The organism is Streptomyces sp. Tu 2975, assembly GCF_009832925.1.
GTDB lineage: Bacteria > Actinomycetota > Actinomycetes > Streptomycetales > Streptomycetaceae > Streptomyces.
This window is the reverse complement of record NZ_CP047140.1, coordinates 2,335,707-2,355,582: the sequence shown is the minus strand read 5'-3', so window position 1 is coordinate 2,355,582 and position 19,876 is coordinate 2,335,707. Positions and strand designations below refer to the sequence as shown.

Here is a 19,876-nt window from a genome sequence, read left to right as displayed (position 1 = left end):
GCTCAAACCCCGTGTGGGCTGCGGGAATGCGACGAGGGCCCGCACCGTGGAGTCGGTGCGGGCCCTCATTGGTCAAGACCTCTGTCGCGTTACTGCTGAGGGGCTGGCGGTGCCTGCGGAGGCTGCTGCTGCGGCCATCCCGCGGGGGGGAACCGGTCGGGCGGAACGTGTCCTTGCGGATCGGTTCCGCCGGCTGCCGGAGGCGTCGGACCGGCGGGGTTCGCCGGCCCCGTGGCCTGCTGCGGATGCGGCTGCTGCGGCGGCTGCTGGTGCGGCTGAGGCTGCCCGGGCTGCGGCTGCTGCTGCCAGCCCTGCGGCGGGTGCTGTCCCTGCTGCGGCGCGCCGTACGGCGGCTGGGGCTGCTGGGGCGGGTGCTGGGGCTGCTGGGGCTGCGGCGGGTACGGCTGGCCGGGCACCGGTCCGCCGGGCGCGGGCCGGTGGCCCTGCGGGTGCTGCGGGTGAGGCTGCTGGGGCTGTCCCTGCCACTGTCCCTGACCGTGGCCCGGCATCGGCGGGGCGGCCTGGGGCGGCGGGTTGCCGTCCGCCGTCCAGAGCCCCTGCTGCTGCTGGGCGCGCACGAAGTCCTCGGCGATCAGCGCGGACAGGTTGAAGTACGCCTCACGGGTCTTGGGCCGCATCATGTCGAGGTCGACCTCGGCGCCCGCCGCCAGGTGCTCGTCGAACGGCACCACGACCACGCCGCGGCAGCGGGTCTGGAAGTGCTGCACGATGTCGTCCACCTTGATCATCTTGCCGGTCTCGCGGACCCCGGAGATGACCGTGATGGAACGCTGCACCAGCTCGGCGTACCCATGGGCGGACAGCCAGTCGAGCGTCGTCGACGCGCTGCTCGCACCGTCGACGGACGGAGTCGAGATGATGATCAGCTGATCGGCCAGGTCCAGCACACCGCGCATCGCGCTGTAGAGCAGGCCGGTGCCCGAGTCGGTGAGGATGATCGGGTACTGCTTGCCCAGCACGTCGATCGCGCGCCGGTAGTCCTCGTCGTTGAACGTCGTCGAGACGGCCGGGTCCACGTCGTTGGCGATGATCTCCAGACCGGAGGGCGCCTGAGAGGTGAACCGGCGGATGTCCATGTACGAGTTGAGGTACGGGATCGCCTGGACCAGGTCCCGGATCGTCGCCCCGGTCTCCCGGCGCACCCGGCGGCCGAGCGTACCGGCGTCCGGGTTGGCGTCGATCGCGAGGATCTTGTCCTGCCGCTCCGTGGCGAGGGTCGAGCCGAGCGCGGTGGTGGTCGTGGTCTTGCCGACACCGCCCTTGAGCGAGATCACGGCGATCCGGTAGCAGGACAGCACCGGCGTGCGGATCAGGTCGAGCTTGCGCTGCCGCTCGGCCTCCTCCTTCTTGCCGCCGAGCTTGAAGCGCGTGGCGCTGGAGGGGTTACGGCTCGACTTGGGCTTCTGCTTGTTGTTGCGCAGGAGCCGGTCGGACGAGAGCTCGACGGCGGCCGTGTAGCCGAGCGGAGCACCCGGTACGGAACGCTCTCGCTGGTCGTGCGTGACCGGCGTGGGCCAGGCAGCACCCGTACGCGGGTCGACGGCCGGACCGGGCGGCTGAGGGTAGGCGTAGGCGCCACCGGGCTGGGGCGCCTGCGGCGCCTGGCCCTGAGGGGGCTGCTGGTGGCCCTGCGGCGGCTGTCCCTGATTCTGCGGCGGTACGGGAGCACCCGGATGCGCCGGCTGCTGCCCGGGCTGCGGCTGTCCCGGGTGGCCCGGCTGCTGCTGCGGCGGCTGACCGGGCTGCCGGCCCTGCTGGGGGAAGCCGTGACCGCCCTGGGGCGCGGGGCATTGGGCACGGGCGCGGCGGGCTGTCCCGGTCCGCCCTGGTGCGGGAAGCCGTAGCCGCCGCCCTGGGGTGCCGCGGGGGGTTGTCCCGGTCCGCCCTGCTGCGGGAAGCCGTGACCGCCCTGCGGCGCGGGGGCCGGTGCGGGCTGCCCCGGTGCGGCGGGACCGGTCTGCTGGGGGAAGCCGTAGCCGCCGCCCTGGGGTGCCGCGGGGGGCTGTCCCGGTGCGCCCTGGTGCGGGAAGCCGTAACCGGCCTGCGGCGCAGGGGCCGCGGGGCCGCCGGGCTGCCCCTGCTGCGGCGGCTGCTGTGCCTGGTGCTGTGCCGGCTGCGGGAAGCCGTAGCCCGGGGCCGGTGCGGGCGCCTGGGCGGTCGGGTCCGTTGCCGGTGCGGGCACGGTCCACTGCGGTGCGGCCGTCGGCGCCGCGGGCTGGAACTCGGGCGGGAGGGGCGGCAGGCCACCGTTCTGCGGCGGCGTCGTGGGAGCGGGGGCCCAAGGCGCGGCTCCCGAGGGGGCGTCCTGCGGTTCGGCAGCGGCAGGCGCGGCGTCCTGGGGGGCGGCCACCGGAGCAGACGTGGCGTCCTGAGGGACGGCCACCGGAGCGGGTGCTGCGTCGGAGGGCTCGTCGTCGGCCTTCGGACCGGAGTCCGTGACGGCCGCGGCTCCGCCGCTGTCCGTGTCGTCGCCTGACTCGTCCGCACTGTCTTCATGGCTGCTCAGGTCGGTGGCCGAGGCGTCGGTGGCCGGGGCGTCGGCGGGCGACCCGTCGTCGGCCACGGGCGCTTCGGAGGCGTCGCTGTCCGGGCCGTCAGCACGTCGGGGGTCGTCGGCGGCGTCCACGACGGCGGCCACCGGCGCGGCCACGGGGACCTCGGCCTCGGCTTCGGGCTCGGTCTCGGCCCGGACCTCGGGCTCCTGAGCCGGTTCCGTCTCTGCCTCCGGCCGCGGGCCGTCGGCCGCCTCGGCGTCCGTCCCGCCCGCATCCGCCGCGGCCCGCTCCGCCATCTCGCGCCTCAGCGCGGCAGGGGAGAAGCGCATGGTGGCGCCGCTCTCCACGTCCCCGTCACCGAAGGACTGCCACGACAACTCCGGTGCCTGCGGCGTCGCGGACGCCTGCGCGGGCTCGTCGGCCCCGGCGGGCGCCTCGGCCTCGGGAGCGGGAGTGGGTGCCGGAGCGGGCGCGGGAACAGCCGGAGGTGCGGCGGGCGCGGGTTCCTGCGGCGTGGATTCCTCCTGCTGGGCGGGCGCGGGCGCAGGCGGCGTCTGCGACCAGTTCGGCTCGAACCCGCTGCCCGAGGGCAGTCCCGGCACCGCGACCGGCGCGCCCTGCGGCGGGGGCGGCGGGGGCGTCTGTGCCCCGGCGCCCCCGCCCGAAGTGTCACCCGACGCGTTCTGTGTGTACCAGGCAGGCGGGGTGTAGTCGATGGTGAACTCACCCGTCAGCTCGGCGGGCTCCGCGTCGGACTCGTCGACGGGAATGTTCCAGCCCCCGTGGATGTCGTCCCGATCGCCGTTCACTTTGCCTCCTGGTGTGGTCGAGCACCCTTGTGCCGTCGTGGGTGGGGGCCACCGCCTTCTTCGGATCGGCCCGGCTCTCCCCCGGGGACGCTGTCGGCACACCCGTAGGTTCTTGTGCCGCGCCCCGACCCACCCTAATCGCCAACAACGCCACTCCGGCAGGCCCGTCAGGCCGTCGGCCACTGTCCCGTGCGTCACGCCCTGCCCACAGGTGACCCCGCTGCACCGGAGCGTGAGAAATCCGGCAGACCAAACCGGGACAACCGTGAACGGAACCGCCCGCTCAGTCCATCCGCCGGGCGCTGCCCAACAATCCGGTCTCGGCATCGGTGGCCTGGGTCATGACGAACTGCCGGTCCCGTGGGGTGCACCAGAGGGTGACCCCGTCGGCGAGGGTGGAGAGCGCCTCTGTCTCGGCCTGAGGCAGATGCATGATGCGTCCGATCTGCCGTGCTTCGTCCGGGGAGACGCGCTGGACGCCGACGAGTCCCGACTTTTCCATCAACCGGGGCGCGACCGGGCTCAGATACGGCAGAAGCGTCAGCACCGACTGCCAGGGCCCGGAGACGACCCGCCCGCGCGGCGGCCGCATTCCGCAGTCCCGTACGACGACCACGGGGCTCCCGGCGGAAGCGCCCTGCGGTGGCACCCGGCCCACGTCGTGCAGCGAGATGCACTGCTGTCCGCCGCCCGCGGCCTGAGCGAGCGCGGTCCACGCCGGCGCGCGGCCCGTCTCGACCGTGACCCGGGCCCCCGTCGCGGCGGCGCGCAGCGCGAGGACCTGAGCCGTCCACAGGCCACCGATCAGCGTCACGTCGTACGGGGTGGGGCGGTTGACGCCCAGTACGGCGGGCCTGCCCTCGGCGTCGACGCCGATGACCACGCCGTCGTCACCGACCGGCAGGGTGAGGGCGGCCAGTTGGTCCAGGGTCATCGCGTGCCGGTCCCTGCGGGGCCCGACGAGGCCGAAACCGATACGCGGCTTTGCGGCAGGTGCAGACATCAGCGGGCTCCCCCGAGCGGCAACGTGGCGAGCATTCCGGGCAGTTGCTCACGGTCGAGCCTCACCAGACCCGTCTTGACCCCACGGGCCGCCCGCTCCAATTCGTGGCGTGCGGTGACCAGTTCCTCGTCACTGCGCCCGGTGATCCGGACGTGTCCGGTGACCGTCACACCCTGCCGGTCGCCGTGGCCGAGGGTCAGACTGAATGTCGTCGCCAGCGCGGGGATCGACGTGAGCAGGGCGACCAGCTGGGGCATCTGGGCCCCGCCGCCACCGAGTTGGGGCCACCGGCCCACCCAGTACGTCGTATGCCTGCGGTCGTCGACGCGCCAGGTGCGGGAGGTCTCCTGAGTGCGTCGCGCAGGCACCTCCGCCCGGCCCGCCTGGGCGATGGCCATGGGGCTGGCGCACGACGAAGTGGCGATGGCGGAGGTCAGTTCCTGCTCCGTGAGCACGGTCGCCCGGAAGCCGGCGCCCGTCAGGCGACTGGCCAGCTGGTCGGCCGTCCGTACCACGCACTTCTGCGCGCCTTCGATGCCGCCGCCGCGGGCCGCCACCGCTTCCGGGCACAGCTCCGGGTCGAGCTTCAGCGCGATCCAGGTGATGCGCAGGGCCGGTGAGCCGGTCTGGGCCTGCAGCGGCGCGTAGTTGCGTGCCGCGACGGACTGCTGAGGCAGGTGCGGAGCCGGGGCGGGCTGGGTGTGCTGGACGATCTGGACCGACTCGAGCCGGATCCCGTCCACTTCCATGACGTCCTTGATCAGGGCCATGGGGAGCGGACGTGCCATGCGCTCCGGCCGCAGCGCTGTCGCGTCCGCCTCGACCTGGAGGACGGCGGTCAGGAACGTACCGTCCCCGATCATCCCCACGGGCCGCCGGTCCCGGTCGCTGTAGGTGTACGTCCGCAGCGCCGGGTCGCATTCGACGACAGGCGCCAGTCCCGGCTCCGTCCCGGGCTCGATGGTCAGCGACTTCGCCCGGCGCGTCCGCGCGCGCAGGGCGAACACGGTGGCAAGCCACTCGGGCAGCGACCGGCGATGCCTGCGCACCACGGCCAGCAGCACCAGAACGGCCGCCAGGACACCGGCGGGTACGAGGAGCAGCGGGTCGGCGATCCAGGCGACCAGCAGCACGGCGGCGGCGATCTCGACCAGGACGAGTTGTTGCAGTCGGAATGTTCCGAAGTGGCCGGGCCGCGCCCGCAGGCGGGGTGTGCTCGGGCCGGAGGATTGGGCGGGCGGTCGTGCGGAGGACTGTCTGCGGGCCGCGGGCCGCGCGCGCGTTGCGGACGCCATCACTCCGGCACCCCCCGGTTCATTAGGCCCCAATTCATCCCGATCACCCCTGTCCAGCCCCGCCCAGCAAGGCTTCCGGCGGCTGGATCACCCTACCCGCCCCACGAGCACCACCGATCAACAGGCATAGTAGGGGGCCGGTCCGAACGGCAGGGCCCGGGGCCGCGCTCACCACAAGGGCCTCGCGGGGAGACAGTGCCTTCTTTACCAATGGGGACTCATGGCATCACGGCGGGATGAGCTCAACGCATACACCTTTGCGAAGAAGCGCACGGTGGCGGCATTCCTCCAACCCTCCCCGTCGGGCACGGAGGAGGGGGCGCCGCGGCCGCTGCGCGCGATCGTCCCCGGCCTGATCGTGGGAGTGCTGATCCTGGCCGGCTTCGGCGCGTTCGGCATGTTCAAGCCCAAGGCCCCCAAGGACTGGGCGGCGCCGGGTACCAAGGTGATCGTCGGCAAGGACTCCACCACGCGCTACGTGGTCCTGGAGACCGGCAAGGGCAAGAACAAGAAGGTCCTGCTGCACCCGGTGCTGAACCTCGCCTCGGCCCGACTGCTGCTCACGCCGGACCAGTTCAAGGTCATTCAGGTCGCGGACGACATCCTGGACTCGGGCAAGCCGGCCCGTGGCCCGATCCTCGGCATCCCGTACGCGCCCGACCGCCTGCCCAGCGAGAAGGAGGCGGGCCGGGCCAAGCGCTGGGCGGTGTGCGAACAGCCGGGCGCCGGCCAGGGCGCGTCCGCACAGAAGGCGACGTTCATCTTCGCCGACCGCGACCTCGAGAGGACCGAGGGGAAGAACCGGCTGACCGGTGGACAGGTCCTGTACGTCGAGGCGAAGAGCGGGCGTTACCTGGTCGACGCGGCAGGCACCAAGTACCTGGTCCGCGGGACGGAGAACGACGCCGACCTCCTCACCCGCGCCCTGGTCGGTGACCGGACCGAGCCGCAGCCCGTCACGGAGGAGTGGCTGGCGACGCTCCACGACGGCAGCCCGATCGACTTCCCCGTGATCCAGGGCCAGGTGGGCGCACCGGCCGGCGTCGGCGGCGGACTGACCACCGAGCAGGACAAGGTGGGCATGGTCCTCCAGGCCCAGACGGGTGCCGGACCACGGCACTACGTCGTCCTCGCGGGCAAGGTCCAGCCGGTGTCGGACTTCACCGCGTGGCTCCTGATCAACTCTCCCCAGACCGACGACCTCGACATGGGCGGACGGGCGACCGTCGTCGACGCGGCCTCCTTCACCCCGGAGCCCGACGTCTTCGGCGCGCAGAACCGCTGGCCCGAACCGAGGGCCGAGCACGTCAACTCCGCCGACGGCGGGCGCGACACCGTCTGCAGCGTGCTCCGGAAGGTCGACGACAAGGGCCGCACCACCCTGTCCACCTGGGCGGGCTCGGCCTACCCGGCGGAGATCACCGCCGGCGGTACCAGCACCTACGTCACCCCCGGCTCCGGGCTGCTCTACACCCAGGTCCAGGGCAACCAGACCAAGCCCGACGGGTCGCTCTTCCTCGTGACCGACACCGGGCTGCGCTACGCGGTGCAGGCCAACGGCGACAGCGACTCGGACCGCTCCGACATCGGCGCCGGCGGCGAGGGGCAGCAGCAGGACGGCCGCCCCGAGCCCAGCCAGGCGCAGATCCGGCTCGGATACGGCAAGATCGTCCCGTCGCTGGTCCCGATCACCTGGTCCGAGTTCCTGTCCAAGGGTCCGCGGCTGGACACCAACAGCGCACGCCAGCCGCAGGGTTCGTAAGGAGCGCCGATGCTGTATCCGCTCAAGCGGGCCGCGGCCACGACCGCCGCCGCGCTGCTCACCGCCCTGACGGCCGCGACCCCGGCCGCCGTGGCCGCCGAAGGGGCGGGGGGACCGGCCCTCGACGGCAGCGGCGAGTGCACCTTCCCCATGAAGGAGCAGATCGCGGGCACCCCGTGGCCCCTTCAACGGGTCCTGCTCGACGAGTTGTGGCAGGACACCAAGGGCAAGGGCGTCCGGGTCGCGGTCATCGACACCGGCGTCGACAACGACAACGTGCAGCTGAAGCCGGCCGTCGACGCCTCGGCGGGCAAGGACCTCCTCAAGCCCGACAAGAAGAACAGCGACGAGAAGCGCGGCAAGACGGACGGCACGGTCGACCTGGTGGGCCACGGCACCAAGGTGGCGGGCATCATCGCCGCACGGCCCCGCGAGGGAACCGGCTTCGTCGGCATCGCCCCCGAGTCGACCATCATCCCGATCCGCCAGAACGACGAGAACAACAGTGGCAACGACCGCACCATGGCGACGGCGATCGACCACGCCATCGCCAAGGGCGCCGATGTCATCAACATCTCCCAGGACACCGTCAAGCCGCTCGGACCCGATTCGGCGCTGGGCAAGGCGGTGCAGCGGGCGACAGCCGCGGGTGTCGTCGTCGTCGCGTCGGCCGGCAACGACGGCATGGACGGCAAGGTCAAGAACACCTACCCCGCCGCTTTTCCGGGTGTGCTGGCCGTGGCCTCCTCCGACCGGAACAACGAGCGGGCGGTCTTCTCCCAGGCCGGCGAATTCGTCGGCGTGGCAGCGCCGGGCGTGGACATCGTCTCCACCGTTCCGGGCAACGGCCAGTGCATCGACAACGGCACCAGCTTCTCGGCCCCGTACGTCGCCGGGGTGGCGGCCCTGCTGAAGGCCAAGCATCCCCGGTGGTCACCGGCCGAGATCGTCGCCGAGATCGAGCAGACCGCGACCCGCAGCATCAACGGCCACGACAACTTCGTCGGCTGGGGAGTGATCGACCCCGTACGCGCCCTGAGCGGTGACGACAAGCCCCAGAACGCGCCCCGGCCGGACCCCGGGCCGGCCAAACCGCCCGCGCCGGAACCGGCCCACCTGGCCATGACGGAGACCGTCCAGGAACGCAACGAACGCTATGCAACCTACGCGCTGGGAATCGGCGTCGTACTGGTGGCGGTGATCGCGGGGACCGCGACGGTCATCAGGGACACCGCGCGGAAACGGGCACGCTGAAGCAAGTGACCGTAAACCGCTTTGCAGTTGGAACCGTCGTACCAAGTGGATAGAGTGACAGTCGGACCAATGGTCCGGCACGGGGGCGGCATCCGAACGGCTTCCGTCTACAGTCACTGTCGCAGGAAGAAGGGGCACGATGTCGGACAAGAATCTCGACGTAACCACCGGTGATATCACCGAACTCAGCGGCAAGATCCAGAACTTTTCGACCGAGCTGAACAGTCGGATCACCTCCCTGAACGGCGTTGTCGACCGCATTCAGGCGGGCTGGCAGGGTGCGGCGAGCCAGCAGTACGACCAGGTGCAGACCCAGGTGAACCGCCGTCTGGCCAACCTGCAGCAGAGCCTCGAGAACCTCCAGAACATTGTGAAGATGAGCGCCGACGGCTTCGACGAGGAAGAGCGCAAGCGCATGTCGACCTTCGCCGGCATGGAGAACGCCAAGGGCAACACCAGCGCCATCCTCGAAGTCTGAGCCGGACAGTCCCGTCCGCATCGACCGTTCGCCGAACTTCACTACCAGGAGAGATCAATGACCACTGCCGTCAATTACGACACAGTGACCCAGGCCGCGCGCGACACGGTGAAGACCGCCTCGGACCTGGCGGACGAACTCCGCATCCTGCTGGGCCACGTCAACCGTGTCGCCGGCGCGTGGCAGGGTGAGGCCAAGGAGGCCTACGTGGCCATCCAGAAGCAGCTCGCCACCGACATGGACGGCATGAACCAGGACCTGCAGACGATCGCCCGCCTGCTGGGCGACGCCGTCATCGGTTACCAGGACACCGACAAGGGCAATGCCGCACGGTTCCGCATGATGATGGGCTGAACCGCCCGTCTCCCACGCGAAAGGGGGCTGCCCGCATCGGCGGGCAGCCCCCTTCGTCGTGACGCCTCTACTTGAGGTCGAACTCGCCGTCCCGCGCGCCCAGCACGAACGCCCGCCATTCGGCGTCCGTGTAGCGCAGCACCGTGTCGTGGTCCAGTGACGACCGCATCGCGACGGCGCCGCCCGGCAGGTGGGCGATCTCGACCCGCTCCTCGTCGGGACTTGTGCCGGGAGCGCCGACCCACTCCACACCGGAGATGTCGAGGGCGTACAGCTCTTCCTTCTGACGTTCCTTGTCGACTGCGTCAGCCATCGGCGCGTCCCTCCATGCATGTCACCCAGCAGTTGCAGATGGTCACACTACTGCGTGCGCCCGGCCGTTCTTGACGAACGGCCGGGCGGTGTGCAAGGCGACCGGGGAGCCGGCGCACGCGCCCTACTGCCCCGGGTACCAGCCGACCTGGATCAGCGGGTTGCCCCTCTTGCGTGACACGAACGTGCCTCGTCCCGGCGGCATCGGACGGGCCCGCACATTGCCCATGATGTCGCCCTCGGCCGGGCTGCCGGACAGGATGACACCCTGGCCGCCCAGTTCCTTCATCCGCTGCATGAACGGCTCGTACATCGCGCGGGACGCTCCGGCGGCGTTGCGAGCCACGATGAAGCGGACACCCACGTCGCGCGCGTACGGCAGTTTCTCGGCCAGCGACGCCAAAGGATTACCGGAGTTGGTCGCGACCAGTTCGTAGTCGTCGATCACGACGAACAGCTGCGGACCCGACCACCAGCTGCGGTCGCGCAGTTGCTGCGGTGTGATGTCCGGCTTCGGCGCACGCCGTTCCATCACCGTGGAGATGGCTTCCATGTGCATCTCCATCGCCGACGCCATAGGCGCGTACTCGAGCAGGTGGGACGCCGGGACCGCCTCCAGCATGGTGCGCCGGTAGTCACCCACCACGATCCGCGCCTGCTCAGGCGTGTACCGCTCGGCGATCTGCTTGGCGACGAGGCGCAGCAGATTCGTCTTGCCCGACTCGCTCTCACCGAACACCATCAGGAAGGGGTCGGTCTCGAAGTCGACGAAGACCGGTTCCAGGTTCGTCTCGTCGATGCCGATCGCGATGCCGTGCTGGGGGTACTCGAAGCCCTTCGGCAGCTGCTCCGCGGGCAGCCTGCGCGGCAGCAGCCGGATCGTCGGAGCCGCCGGACCCGACCAGTTGCCCTTCACCGCCTGCACGAACGCGGAGACGCCGTCGGCGAGGTCGCCGGAGCTGCTCACCGAGTCGATCCGCGGCAACGCCGTCATGAAGTGCAGCTTCTCCGGCACCTGGCCGCGGCCGGGCACCCCGGCCGGGACGTTGGCCGCGACCTTGCGGTCGAATTCGGAGTCCATCACATCGCCCAGCCGCAGCTCGAGGCGGCCGAGCATCTGGTCCTTGAGCGCCGCGCGCACCTCCATGTAGCGGGCGGCGGTGATGACGACGTGGATGCCGTAGCCCAGACCGCGGGCGGCGATGTCCGAGACGATGGGCTCCAGCATCTCGTAGTCGTTCTTGAAACCGCCCCAGCCGTCGATGACCAGGAAGACGTCCCCCCAGGCCTCGCCGGGCAGTTCACCCGCCGCGCGCTTGCGCCGGTACGTCTGGATGGAGTCGATGCCGTTCGCGCGGAAGAACTCCTCACGCCGGTTCAGGACCCCCATGACCTCGGCCACGGCACGCCGCACCCGCTCGGGATCGAGACGCGAGGCGATGCCGCCGACATGCGGCAGGTCGGAGAGGGACGACAGACCGCCACCTCCGAAGTCCAGTCCGTAGAACTGCACTTCGCTCGGCGTGTGGGTGAGGGCGAAGGAGGAGATCAGGGTGCGCATCAGTGTCGACTTGCCGGACTGCGGACCGCCGACCACCATCATGTGGCCCGCCGCACCGGAGAAGTCGCGGTACAGCACCTCACGCCGCTGCTCGAACGGCTTGTCGATCAGTCCGAGCGGTACGACCAGGCCACCCGGCCGGGTGTACTCGGTCGCGGTGAGTCCGCGGTCCGCGGAGGGAGCGAGACCCGGCAGCAACTGGTCGAGCGTCGGGGCCTGGTCCAGCGGCGGCAGCCACACCTGGTGCGCCGGCACGCCCTGCCCCTCCAGCCGGCGCACGATCACATCGAGGACGGTGTCGGCGAGGGCCTCGTCGTCCGAACTGCTCGGTGCGGCGGCCGACGGGTCGGGGGCCGCGTACACGACCGGCACCGGAGCCGCGGTGAACAGCGCCGGACGCCGCTCGACGGACAGGTGGCCCACCGAGAGGTCCGGTCCGCCGGTGCGGTACGTGCCGGACACGTAGGCCGCCTTGAAGCGGGTCATCTCGTCCGTACCGAACTTCAGGTAACCGGAACCGGGCACAGAAGGCAGGTGGTACGCGTCCGGCACGCCGATCGCCGTGCGGGACTCGGCCGCCGAGAAGGTACGCAGACCGATCCGGTACGACAGATACGTGTCCAGACCGCGCAGCTTGCCCTCCTCCAGGCGCTGCGACGCGAGCAGCAGATGGACACCCAGCGAACGGCCGATGCGGCCGATCTGGATGAACATGTCGATGAAGTCCGGCTTGGCGGTGAGGAGTTCGGAGAACTCGTCGAGAACGAGCACGAGCGAGGCGAGCGGCTCGAGCGCGGCGCCGGCCGCGCGGGCCTTCTCGTAGTCGTGGATGTTGGCGTAGTTGCCCGACTTGTGCAGCAGTTCCTGGCGGCGCTGCAGCTCACCGCGGATCGCGTCACCCATGCGGTCGACCAGCGTCAGGTCGTCGGACAGGTTGGTGATGACCGCCGCGACGTGCGGCATCTGCGACATTCCGGCGAACGTCGCACCACCCTTGAAGTCCGCGAGGACGAAGTTGAGCGTCTCGGACGAGTGGGTGACCGCGAGTCCGAGGACCAGGGTCCGCAGCAGCTCCGACTTGCCGGAACCGGTCGCACCGACGCACAGACCGTGCGGACCCATGCCCTCCTGCGCGGCCTCCTTGAGGTCCAGCATGACCGGCTGGCCGTCCTCACCCACACCGATGGGCACACGCAGCCGTTCGGCCACGGAACGGGGCCGCCACGTGCGGGCCACGTCGACACCGGCGGCGTCGCCGAGGTTCAGCAGATCGGTGAAGTCGAGGTTGGAGAGCAGCGGTTCGTCGTCGTCCCCGCCGCCCATGCGCAGCGGCGCGAGCTGACGGGCGAGCGCCTCCGCCGCGGGCAGCGAGATGCCGTCGGGAATCCCCTCGTACGCCACCCGGGAGCCCGACTCCAGCCGGAGCCTGCCCGGCCGCACGACGACGGACAGGCCGCCGCGGGGCTCGTCCAGATCGCCGGAGACGACCTCGACGATGGTGACGCCCTGCAGACCCTCTGCCGCCGCGAACAGGGAGTCCGGCGGCACCATCCCGCCGTCGAGCACGACGACTATGTGGGGCTGGTCCATCACCGGCTGGTTCTCGCGGCTGAAGCGCGGCCGGCCGTCGAGCCGGCTGTGCAGCAACTGCTCCAACTCGCCGAGGTCGTCGCCGAACAGACGCTTGGTGCCGGCGCCGTCCACCTGACCGGGGACCTGGGTGTGGGGGAGCCACTTCGTCCAGTCCCAGCGGGCGACCGCGCCGGGCGCCGCCACCACAGCCAGCATCAGGTCGTCGGGCGAGTGCAGCGTCACCAGCTGGGAGACGAGCGCACGGGCCGCGGCCTGCGCCGACTCGGGCTCGCCGGAGACCGTCACGTGATAGAAGGCACGCATCGAGACGGCCATCGGCAGGCCGTCCAGCGAGCCGTGAGCAGCGAGGAACTGCTGCATCGCACCGGCCGCCAGCGGCTCCAGCTCGTCGACCGGCGCCGTGTCCGGAGCGATCAGCGGCGTCGCGAGCTGCTGCGCGCCCAGGCCGACACGGACCTGGGCGAAGTCCTTGTCGCCCACCCGTCGTTCCCACAGACGGGACCCTTCGGCCACCACCGACCACAACTGCTCGGGCGAGGGGTGCAGATACAGCTGCGCGTCGCGCTGCTTCCGCGCGGTCTTGCGCACCGTACGCCGCGTCTGTGCGAGGTATTTGAGGTAGTCACGACGGACATCGGCCATTTGCCCCTGCGTACCGCGGCGGTACCTGACGACCTGTGCCACGACCATCGCGACCGTCGAGACCAGCATCAGCACACCCATGATGCGCATGAACGGAGGTGCCTGCGGCGAGAAGAAGAAGACCACGGAGGAGCCCATGCCGAGAACCGGCAGGATCTGCATCAGCATGCCCTCCTGCTGGCCCCTCGGCAGCTCTGGAGGCGCCTCCAGGACCAGTTCCCCTGTGGGAACTTCGGGCGGCAGGGACCTCGGCGGGCGTTTCACGACGATCTGGCTCACCGGAGCATCAATCCCTCGAGACGGACGGAAGACGGATGGGCCGGTTCCGCCACCGACGCCCCCGGGACCGGGTGATCGGCGCGCTCCCCTCCGCGCGACGGTGATCCTACTTGCAGACCGGTCCCACGTGTCCCGGTAGGGTGGCGCGCGCATCGTGCGCAACCGCGAATCAGGGGGTCCACACACGTGAGTACGACCGCAGCGACCGGCTTCTGCCGCGTCACCGTTGTGGCGCCGGACAGCCGTATCGATGTCGCCCTCCCCGAGGACATCGCCGTTGCCGACGTCTATCCGGAGATCCTGCGCCTGACCGGCCAGACGCAGGCGGCGGGCGCACCCACCGGGTATCACCTGGTGCGCAGGGACGGCACGGTCCTCGACGGCGCACGGTCCCTCGCCGCCCAACGGGTGGTCGACGGCGACGTGCTGAGCCTGCGTCCGTTCGCCGAGTCCCTCCCCCCGGCGGTCTTCGACGACGTCTCGGACGCCGTGGCGTCGGCCGTGGTCCGCGACCGTCACCTGTGGAGCGACGACCTGCTGCGCGGAGCCGGCCTCGTCGGCGGCGTGCTGCTGCTCGTCCTGATGGGCTTCGTGCTGTGGTTCGCCGACCCGGTCCACCACGACATGCACAGCCTGCCGGGCATCATCGCGGGCGCCGCCGGCGTGCTGCTCACGGCCTTCGCCGGTGTGCGGGCACGCGTCTACGCGGACCGCGGCACGGCCGTGGCCCTCGGACTCGGGGCGCTGCCGCTCCTGCTCATCGCCGGCTCCGGAATCATCGGCCCCGACGCGGGCCACGGCCCCGGCCGGCTGCAGTTCCTCCTCGGCTGTGTGACCGTGCTGATCGCCTCGGTGGCCCTCGTCGCCCTCACTCCCAGTGGCGACGCCCCGTTCGTCGCGGCCACGTTCCTGGCCGTCACCGGCACCGCCGCCACCTTCCTGGCGATCATGACGGAGTGGTCGGCGACCGGAACGGCAGCCGTCGTGGTGCCCGTCGCCATCGGACTGGTGGCCTTCCTGCCCGGCCTCTCCGCCCGCTTCGCCCGCCTCCCCATCGGCTACGCCGCGCCCCGCAGCGCCGCCGACGAGTTCGAGGGCGACGGCTACACGGACCCGAACGAGCTGCCCGAAGCAGAGCCGGTCGACGCCGAGCGGATCGCCGCCCAGGCGCGCCGCGGCCACGAGATGCTGCTCGGCCTGGTCGGCGGCTGCGCCGCGGTCGTCGTCGGCTGCGCCGCCGTGCTCGGCTTCTCCAGCAACGTCTGGGGCAGTTCCTGGCCCTGGCCGCGGGCCTCGCGATGCTGCTGCGCGCCCGTCTCTTCCGCTACACCTCGCAGGTCGCCTGCACCTTGGTGGCGGGCATCGCGGCCATCGCCCTGCTGGTCCTCGGTCTGTCCCTGAACCCGCCGGTCGACCTGATGAAGGACTTCCTGATGTACGGCGACCGGGGCGGCCTGGACATCCGTACGATCTGGCTCACCGCCGCCGTGGCCGCCGGTGCCGCGCTGATCACGGCGATCGGACTGGTCATCCCCAAGAAGGGGCTCTCTCCTTTCTGGGGACGCCTGCTGGACATCACCGAGGGCGCGGTGCTGCTCTCCCTGGTTCCGCTCTGCCTCGCCGTCCTGGACGTCTACAACGCGGCCCGCTCGCTCACCAGCTAGCTGCGCCGGGGCGCCCGGCCGGGCGGGGTCCGGCAGGCTGGTACGCTGTGTAACGGCCGATTGTGTATGCGATCCCCGGAGTCCTGCGGATTCCGGAGTGCAACGCCCATCGGGCCTCCGCCTCCGAGTCACGGAAGCTCCCCTGAGACAGAGACCAGGGGCACTCGCGGGCGCATCGAAACCATGAGGAGTACCGAGTGTCTCTCGACGCCGCTACGAAGAAGCAGATCATCACCGAGTTCGGCACCAAGGAGGGCGACACCGGCTCCCCCGAGGTCCAGGTTGCGATGCTCTCCCGCCGCATCTCGGACCTGACCGAGCACCTCAAGACGCACAAGCACGACCACCACTCCCGTCGTGGTCTGCTGATCCTGGTCGGCCAGCGCCGCCGCCTGCTGCAGTACCTGGCCAAGAAGGACATCCAGCGCTTCCGTGCGCTGGTGGACCGGCTCGGTATCCGCCGCGGTGCTGCCGGCGGTGCCAAGTAAGACGCCGTGAAGGGAGCGGTTCCCACTCTTAGGGGGCCGCTCCCTTTGCTGTACGTGCGCGATGTACCGGACGCCAATTAGTCTGGTCGCACAACGACACACGAACGCGCGAGAAGCCGCCTCCTCGCCGCCGGTCCTCGGTAGTGGCCCCCGGACAGATCACCCCGGGTGCTTCGATCGAAGACCGGCCCGCACGCAAGGCGCGCTTCTCCGCCACGGTCCCCGGCCACACGGGCGCGGGGACGCAAAGACGAATGTAGGAGAAACCGCTGGTGGAGAACGAGACCCACTACGCCGAGGCCGTCATCGACAACGGCGCCTTCGGTACCCGCACCATCCGCTTCGAGACGGGCCGCCTGGCCAAGCAGGCCGCCGGTTCCGCCGTGGCGTACCTGGACGACGACACCATGGTGCTGTCGGCCACCACCGCTTCGAAGAAGCCCAAGGACCAGCTCGACTTCTTCCCCCTCACGGTGGACGTCGAGGAGCGGATGTACGCAGCCGGCAAGATCCCCGGCTCCTTCTTCCGCCGTGAGGGCCGGCCCTCCGAGGACGCGATCCTCACCTGCCGCCTGATCGACCGCCCGCTGCGCCCCTCCTTCAAGAAGGGCCTGCGCAACGAGATCCAGATCGTCGAGACGATCATGGCTCTCAACCCCGACCACCTGTACGACGTGGTCGCCATCAACGCCGCCTCCTGCTCCACGCAGCTGGCCGGCCTGCCCTTCTCCGGCCCGATCGGCGGCACCCGTGTCGCCCTGATCAAGGGCCAGTGGGTCGCGTTCCCGACGCACACCGAGCTCGAGGACGCCGTCTTCGACATGGTGGTCGCCGGCCGCGTCCTCGAGGACGGCGACGTCGCGATCATGATGGTCGAGGCCGAGGCCACCGAGAAGACGATCGAGCTCGTCAAGGGCGGCGCCGAGGCGCCGACCGAGGAGGTCGTCGCCGCGGGTCTCGAGGCCGCGAAGCCCTTCATCAAGGCCCTCTGCAAGGCGCAGTCGGACCTCGCCGCCAAGGCTGCCAAGCCCACCGGCGAGTTCCCGGTCTTCCTCGACTACCAGGACGACGTCCTGGAGGCGCTGACCGCCGCCGTCAAGAGCGAGCTCGCCCAGGCGCTGACCATCGCCGGCAAGCAGGAGCGCGAGACCGAGCTCGACCGCATCAAGGAGCTCGCCGCCGAGAAGCTCCTCCCGGCCTTCGAAGGCCGCGAGAAGGAGATCTCGGGCGCCTACCGCGCGCTGACCAAGAAGCTGGTCCGCGAGCGGATCATCAAGGACAAGGTCCGCATCGACGGCCGTGGCATCACGGACATCCGTACGCTCGCGGCCGAGGTCGAGGCCATCCCGCGTGTGCACGGTTCCGCGCTGTTCGAGCGTGGCGAGACCCAGATCCTGGGCGTCACCACCCTGAACATGCTCCGCATGGAGCAGCAGCTGGACACCCTCTCCCCGGTGACCCGCAAGCGTTACATGCACAACTACAACTTCCCGCCGTACTCCGTCGGTGAGACCGGCCGCGTGGGCTCGCCCAAGCGCCGCGAGATCGGCCACGGAGCGCTCGCAGAGCGCGCCATCGTGCCGGTGCTGCCGACGCGCGAGGAGTTCCCCTACGCGATCCGCCAGGTCTCCGAGGCGCTGGGCTCCAACGGCTCGACGTCCATGGGCTCGGTCTGCGCCTCCACCATGTCGCTGCTGAACGCCGGTGTGCCGCTCAAGGCCCCCGTCGCCGGTATCGCCATGGGCCTGATCTCCGAGCAGATCGACGGCGAGACGCACTACGTCGCCCTCACCGACATCCTCGGTGCGGAGGACGCCTTCGGTGACATGGACTTCAAGGTCGCCGGCACCAAGACCTTCGTCACCGCGCTGCAGCTCGACACCAAGCTCGACGGCATCCCCGCCTCGGTCCTGGCCGCCGCGCTGAAGCAGGCCCGTGACGCGCGTCTGCACATCCTCGACGTGATGAACGAGGCGATCGACGTTCCGGACGAGATGTCCCCGAACGCGCCGCGCATCATCACCGTCAAGATCCCGGTGGACAAGATCGGTGAGGTCATCGGCCCCAAGGGCAAGATGATCAACCAGATCCAGGAGGACACCGGCGCCGACATCACGATCGAGGACGACGGCACCATCTACATCGGTGCCGCCGACGGTCCGGCCGCCGAGGCCGCCCGCGCCACGATCAACGGCATCGCCAACCCGACCATGCCGGAGGTCGGCGAGCGTTACCTGGGCACCGTCGTGAAGACGACGACCTTCGGTGCGTTCGTGTCCCTGCTCCCGGGCAAGGACGGCCTGCTGCACATCTCGCAGATCCGCAAGCTCGCCGGTGGCAAGCGCGTGGAGAACGTCGAGGACGTGCTCGCCGTGGGCTCCAAGGTCCAGGTCGAGATCGCCGAGATCGACTCGCGCGGAAAGCTCTCCCTCATCCCCGTGGTCGAGGGCGAAGAGGGCGACGAGACGAAGGACGACGCTGCCAAGTGACGTCCCGTAGTTCACAGGCGACGGCCCGCACCTCCTCGGAGGCGCGGGCCGTCGCCCGTACCCAAACCCTCCTCAAGGGCAAGGACGGCATCGGCACCGTCCGGCGCACCACCCTCCCCGGCGGTCTGCGCGTCGTCACCGAGACGCTGCCCTCCGTACGGTCCGCCACCTTCGGGATCTGGGCGAACGTCGGCTCACGCGACGAGACGCCCTCCCTCGGCGGCGCGACGCACTACCTCGAGCACCTCCTGTTCAAGGGCACCCACGAGCGGTCCGCCCTCGACATCTCCGCCGCGATCGACGCGGTCGGCGGCGAGATGAACGCCTTCACGGCCAAGGAGTACACCTGCTACTACGCGCGGGTGCTCGACACCGATCTGCCGCTCGCCATCGACGTGGTGTGCGACATGCTGACCGGCTCGCTGATCCGTCAGGAGGACGTCGACGCGGAGCGCGGCGTCATCCTCGAAGAGATCGCGATGACCGAGGACGACCCAGGCGACTGCGTGCACGACCTGTTCGCGCACACCATGTTCGGCGACACGCCCCTGGGCCGCCCGGTGCTCGGCACCGTCGACACCGTGAACGCGCTGACCGCGGACCGGGTGCGGCGCTTCTACAAGAAGCACTACGACCCGACCCACCTCGTCGTCGCGGCGGCAGGCAACATCGACCACGCCACGGTCGTGCGCCAGGTCCGCCGCGCCTTCGACAAGGCGGGCGCGCTGTCCCGTACGGACGCCGTGCCCACGCCGCCCCGCGACGGCAGCCGCGCTCTGCGCACGGCGGGCAAGGTCGAGCTGCAGAACCGCAGGACGGAACAGGCCCACGTCGTGCTCGGCGTGCCGGGCCTCGCCCGTACCGACGAGCGGCGCTGGGCGCTCGGCGTCCTGAACACGGCGCTCGGCGGCGGCATGTCCTCCCGCCTCTTCCAGGAGGTCCGGGAGAAGCGCGGCCTCGCCTACAGCGTGTACTCGTACACCTCCGGCTTCGCCGACACCGGCCTGTTCGGCGTGTACGCCGGCTGCCGGCCCAGCCAGGTCCACGACGTGCTCAAGATCTGCCGCGACGAGCTCGACCGGGTCGCTTCCGACGGCCTGCCCGACGAGGAGATCGAGCGCGCCATCGGGCAGCTCTCCGGCTCCACGGTCCTCGGCCTGGAGGACACCGGCGCGCTCATGAACCGCATCGGCAAGAGCGAGCTGTGCTGGGGCTCCCAGATGTCGGTCGACGAGATGCTCGCCCGCATATCGGCCGTCACCCCCGACGAGGTGCGCGCGGTGGCCGGCGAGGTGCTGGGACAGCGCCCGTCGCTGTCGGTCATCGGCCCGCTCAAGGACAAGCAGGCGGACCGCCTCCACGAAGCGGTCTCCTAGG

The 19,876-nt window shown here is 70.7% G+C and carries 11 protein-coding genes and 2 pseudogenes; 8 read left to right on the top strand and 5 right to left on the bottom strand.

All coding sequences use genetic code 11. From position 1 onward, the window contains the following. Positions 1-89: 89 nt before the first annotated feature. The 3 genes and pseudogenes from GLX30_RS10235 to eccE all read right to left on the bottom strand — a co-directional run bounded on the left by GLX30_RS10235 (position 90) and on the right by eccE (position 5,623). Positions 90-3,325, bottom strand: a pseudogene (locus GLX30_RS10235) (SCO5717 family growth-regulating ATPase). A gap of 283 nt (positions 3,326-3,608) precedes the next feature. Continuing rightward, complete coding sequence (locus tag GLX30_RS10230) at positions 3,609-4,328, bottom strand: hypothetical protein (RefSeq protein WP_159686336.1); 720 nt, start codon at positions 4,326-4,328, stop codon at positions 3,609-3,611. Further along, positions 4,328-5,623 (bottom strand): type VII secretion protein EccE, encoded by a 1,296-nt coding sequence (eccE, locus tag GLX30_RS10225; protein ID WP_159686333.1) that lies wholly within the window; start codon positions 5,621-5,623, stop codon positions 4,328-4,330. Before eccE ends, GLX30_RS10230 begins: the two co-directional genes overlap by 1 nt. Before the next feature lie 220 nt (positions 5,624-5,843). Between eccE and eccB the strand changes: the two genes are divergently transcribed. The 4 genes from eccB (at position 5,844) to GLX30_RS10205 (ending at position 9,471) form a co-directional block, all read left to right on the top strand. Next, entirely contained in the window at positions 5,844-7,385 is a 1,542-nt protein-coding gene (gene eccB, locus GLX30_RS10220; RefSeq protein ID WP_159686330.1) for a type VII secretion protein EccB, read from the top strand. Between the two features lie 9 nt (positions 7,386-7,394). Beyond that, on the top strand, positions 7,395-8,639 hold the full coding sequence (mycP, locus tag GLX30_RS10215; RefSeq protein WP_159686327.1) for a type VII secretion-associated serine protease mycosin: 1,245 nt from the start codon (positions 7,395-7,397) through the stop codon (positions 8,637-8,639). A gap of 139 nt (positions 8,640-8,778) precedes the next feature. Further along, positions 8,779-9,117, top strand: a complete 339-nt coding sequence (locus GLX30_RS10210) for a WXG100 family type VII secretion target (RefSeq protein ID WP_159686322.1) — start codon at positions 8,779-8,781, stop codon at positions 9,115-9,117. A gap of 57 nt (positions 9,118-9,174) precedes the next feature. Beyond that, the gene (locus GLX30_RS10205; protein ID WP_159686316.1) at positions 9,175-9,471 is read left to right on the top strand and encodes a WXG100 family type VII secretion target; all 297 of its coding nucleotides are present in this window, start codon (positions 9,175-9,177) and stop codon (positions 9,469-9,471) included. Positions 9,472-9,538: 67 nt separating this feature from the next. Here the strand turns inward: GLX30_RS10205 and GLX30_RS10200 are convergent, their stop codons facing one another. Continuing rightward, complete coding sequence (locus tag GLX30_RS10200) at positions 9,539-9,784, bottom strand: DUF397 domain-containing protein (protein ID WP_159686310.1); 246 nt, start codon at positions 9,782-9,784, stop codon at positions 9,539-9,541. A 123-nt stretch (positions 9,785-9,907) separates the two neighbouring features. Next, entirely contained in the window at positions 9,908-13,858 is a 3,951-nt protein-coding gene (eccCa, locus tag GLX30_RS10195; protein ID WP_159686308.1) for a type VII secretion protein EccCa, read from the bottom strand. 186 nt (positions 13,859-14,044) lie between these two features. Here eccCa and eccD point away from each other — a divergent pair. The 4 genes and pseudogenes from eccD to GLX30_RS10175 all read left to right on the top strand — a co-directional run bounded on the left by eccD (position 14,045) and on the right by GLX30_RS10175 (position 19,875). After that, positions 14,045-15,522, top strand: a pseudogene (gene eccD / locus GLX30_RS10190) (type VII secretion integral membrane protein EccD). 197 nt (positions 15,523-15,719) lie between these two features. Further along, positions 15,720-16,010 carry a 30S ribosomal protein S15 gene (gene rpsO, locus GLX30_RS10185; RefSeq protein WP_159686305.1) on the top strand — a complete coding sequence of 97 codons (291 nt, stop codon included), beginning with the start codon at positions 15,720-15,722 and terminating at the stop codon, positions 16,008-16,010. 272 nt (positions 16,011-16,282) lie between these two features. Then, on the top strand, positions 16,283-18,499 hold the full coding sequence (locus tag GLX30_RS10180; RefSeq protein ID WP_159686302.1) for a polyribonucleotide nucleotidyltransferase: 2,217 nt from the start codon (positions 16,283-16,285) through the stop codon (positions 18,497-18,499). Then, positions 18,496-19,875, top strand: coding sequence for a pitrilysin family protein (locus GLX30_RS10175; RefSeq protein ID WP_159686299.1), 1,380 nt, complete (start codon positions 18,496-18,498; stop codon positions 19,873-19,875). The genes GLX30_RS10180 and GLX30_RS10175 overlap by 4 nt, the downstream gene beginning before the upstream one ends. Position 19,876: the final 1 nt, after the last annotated feature.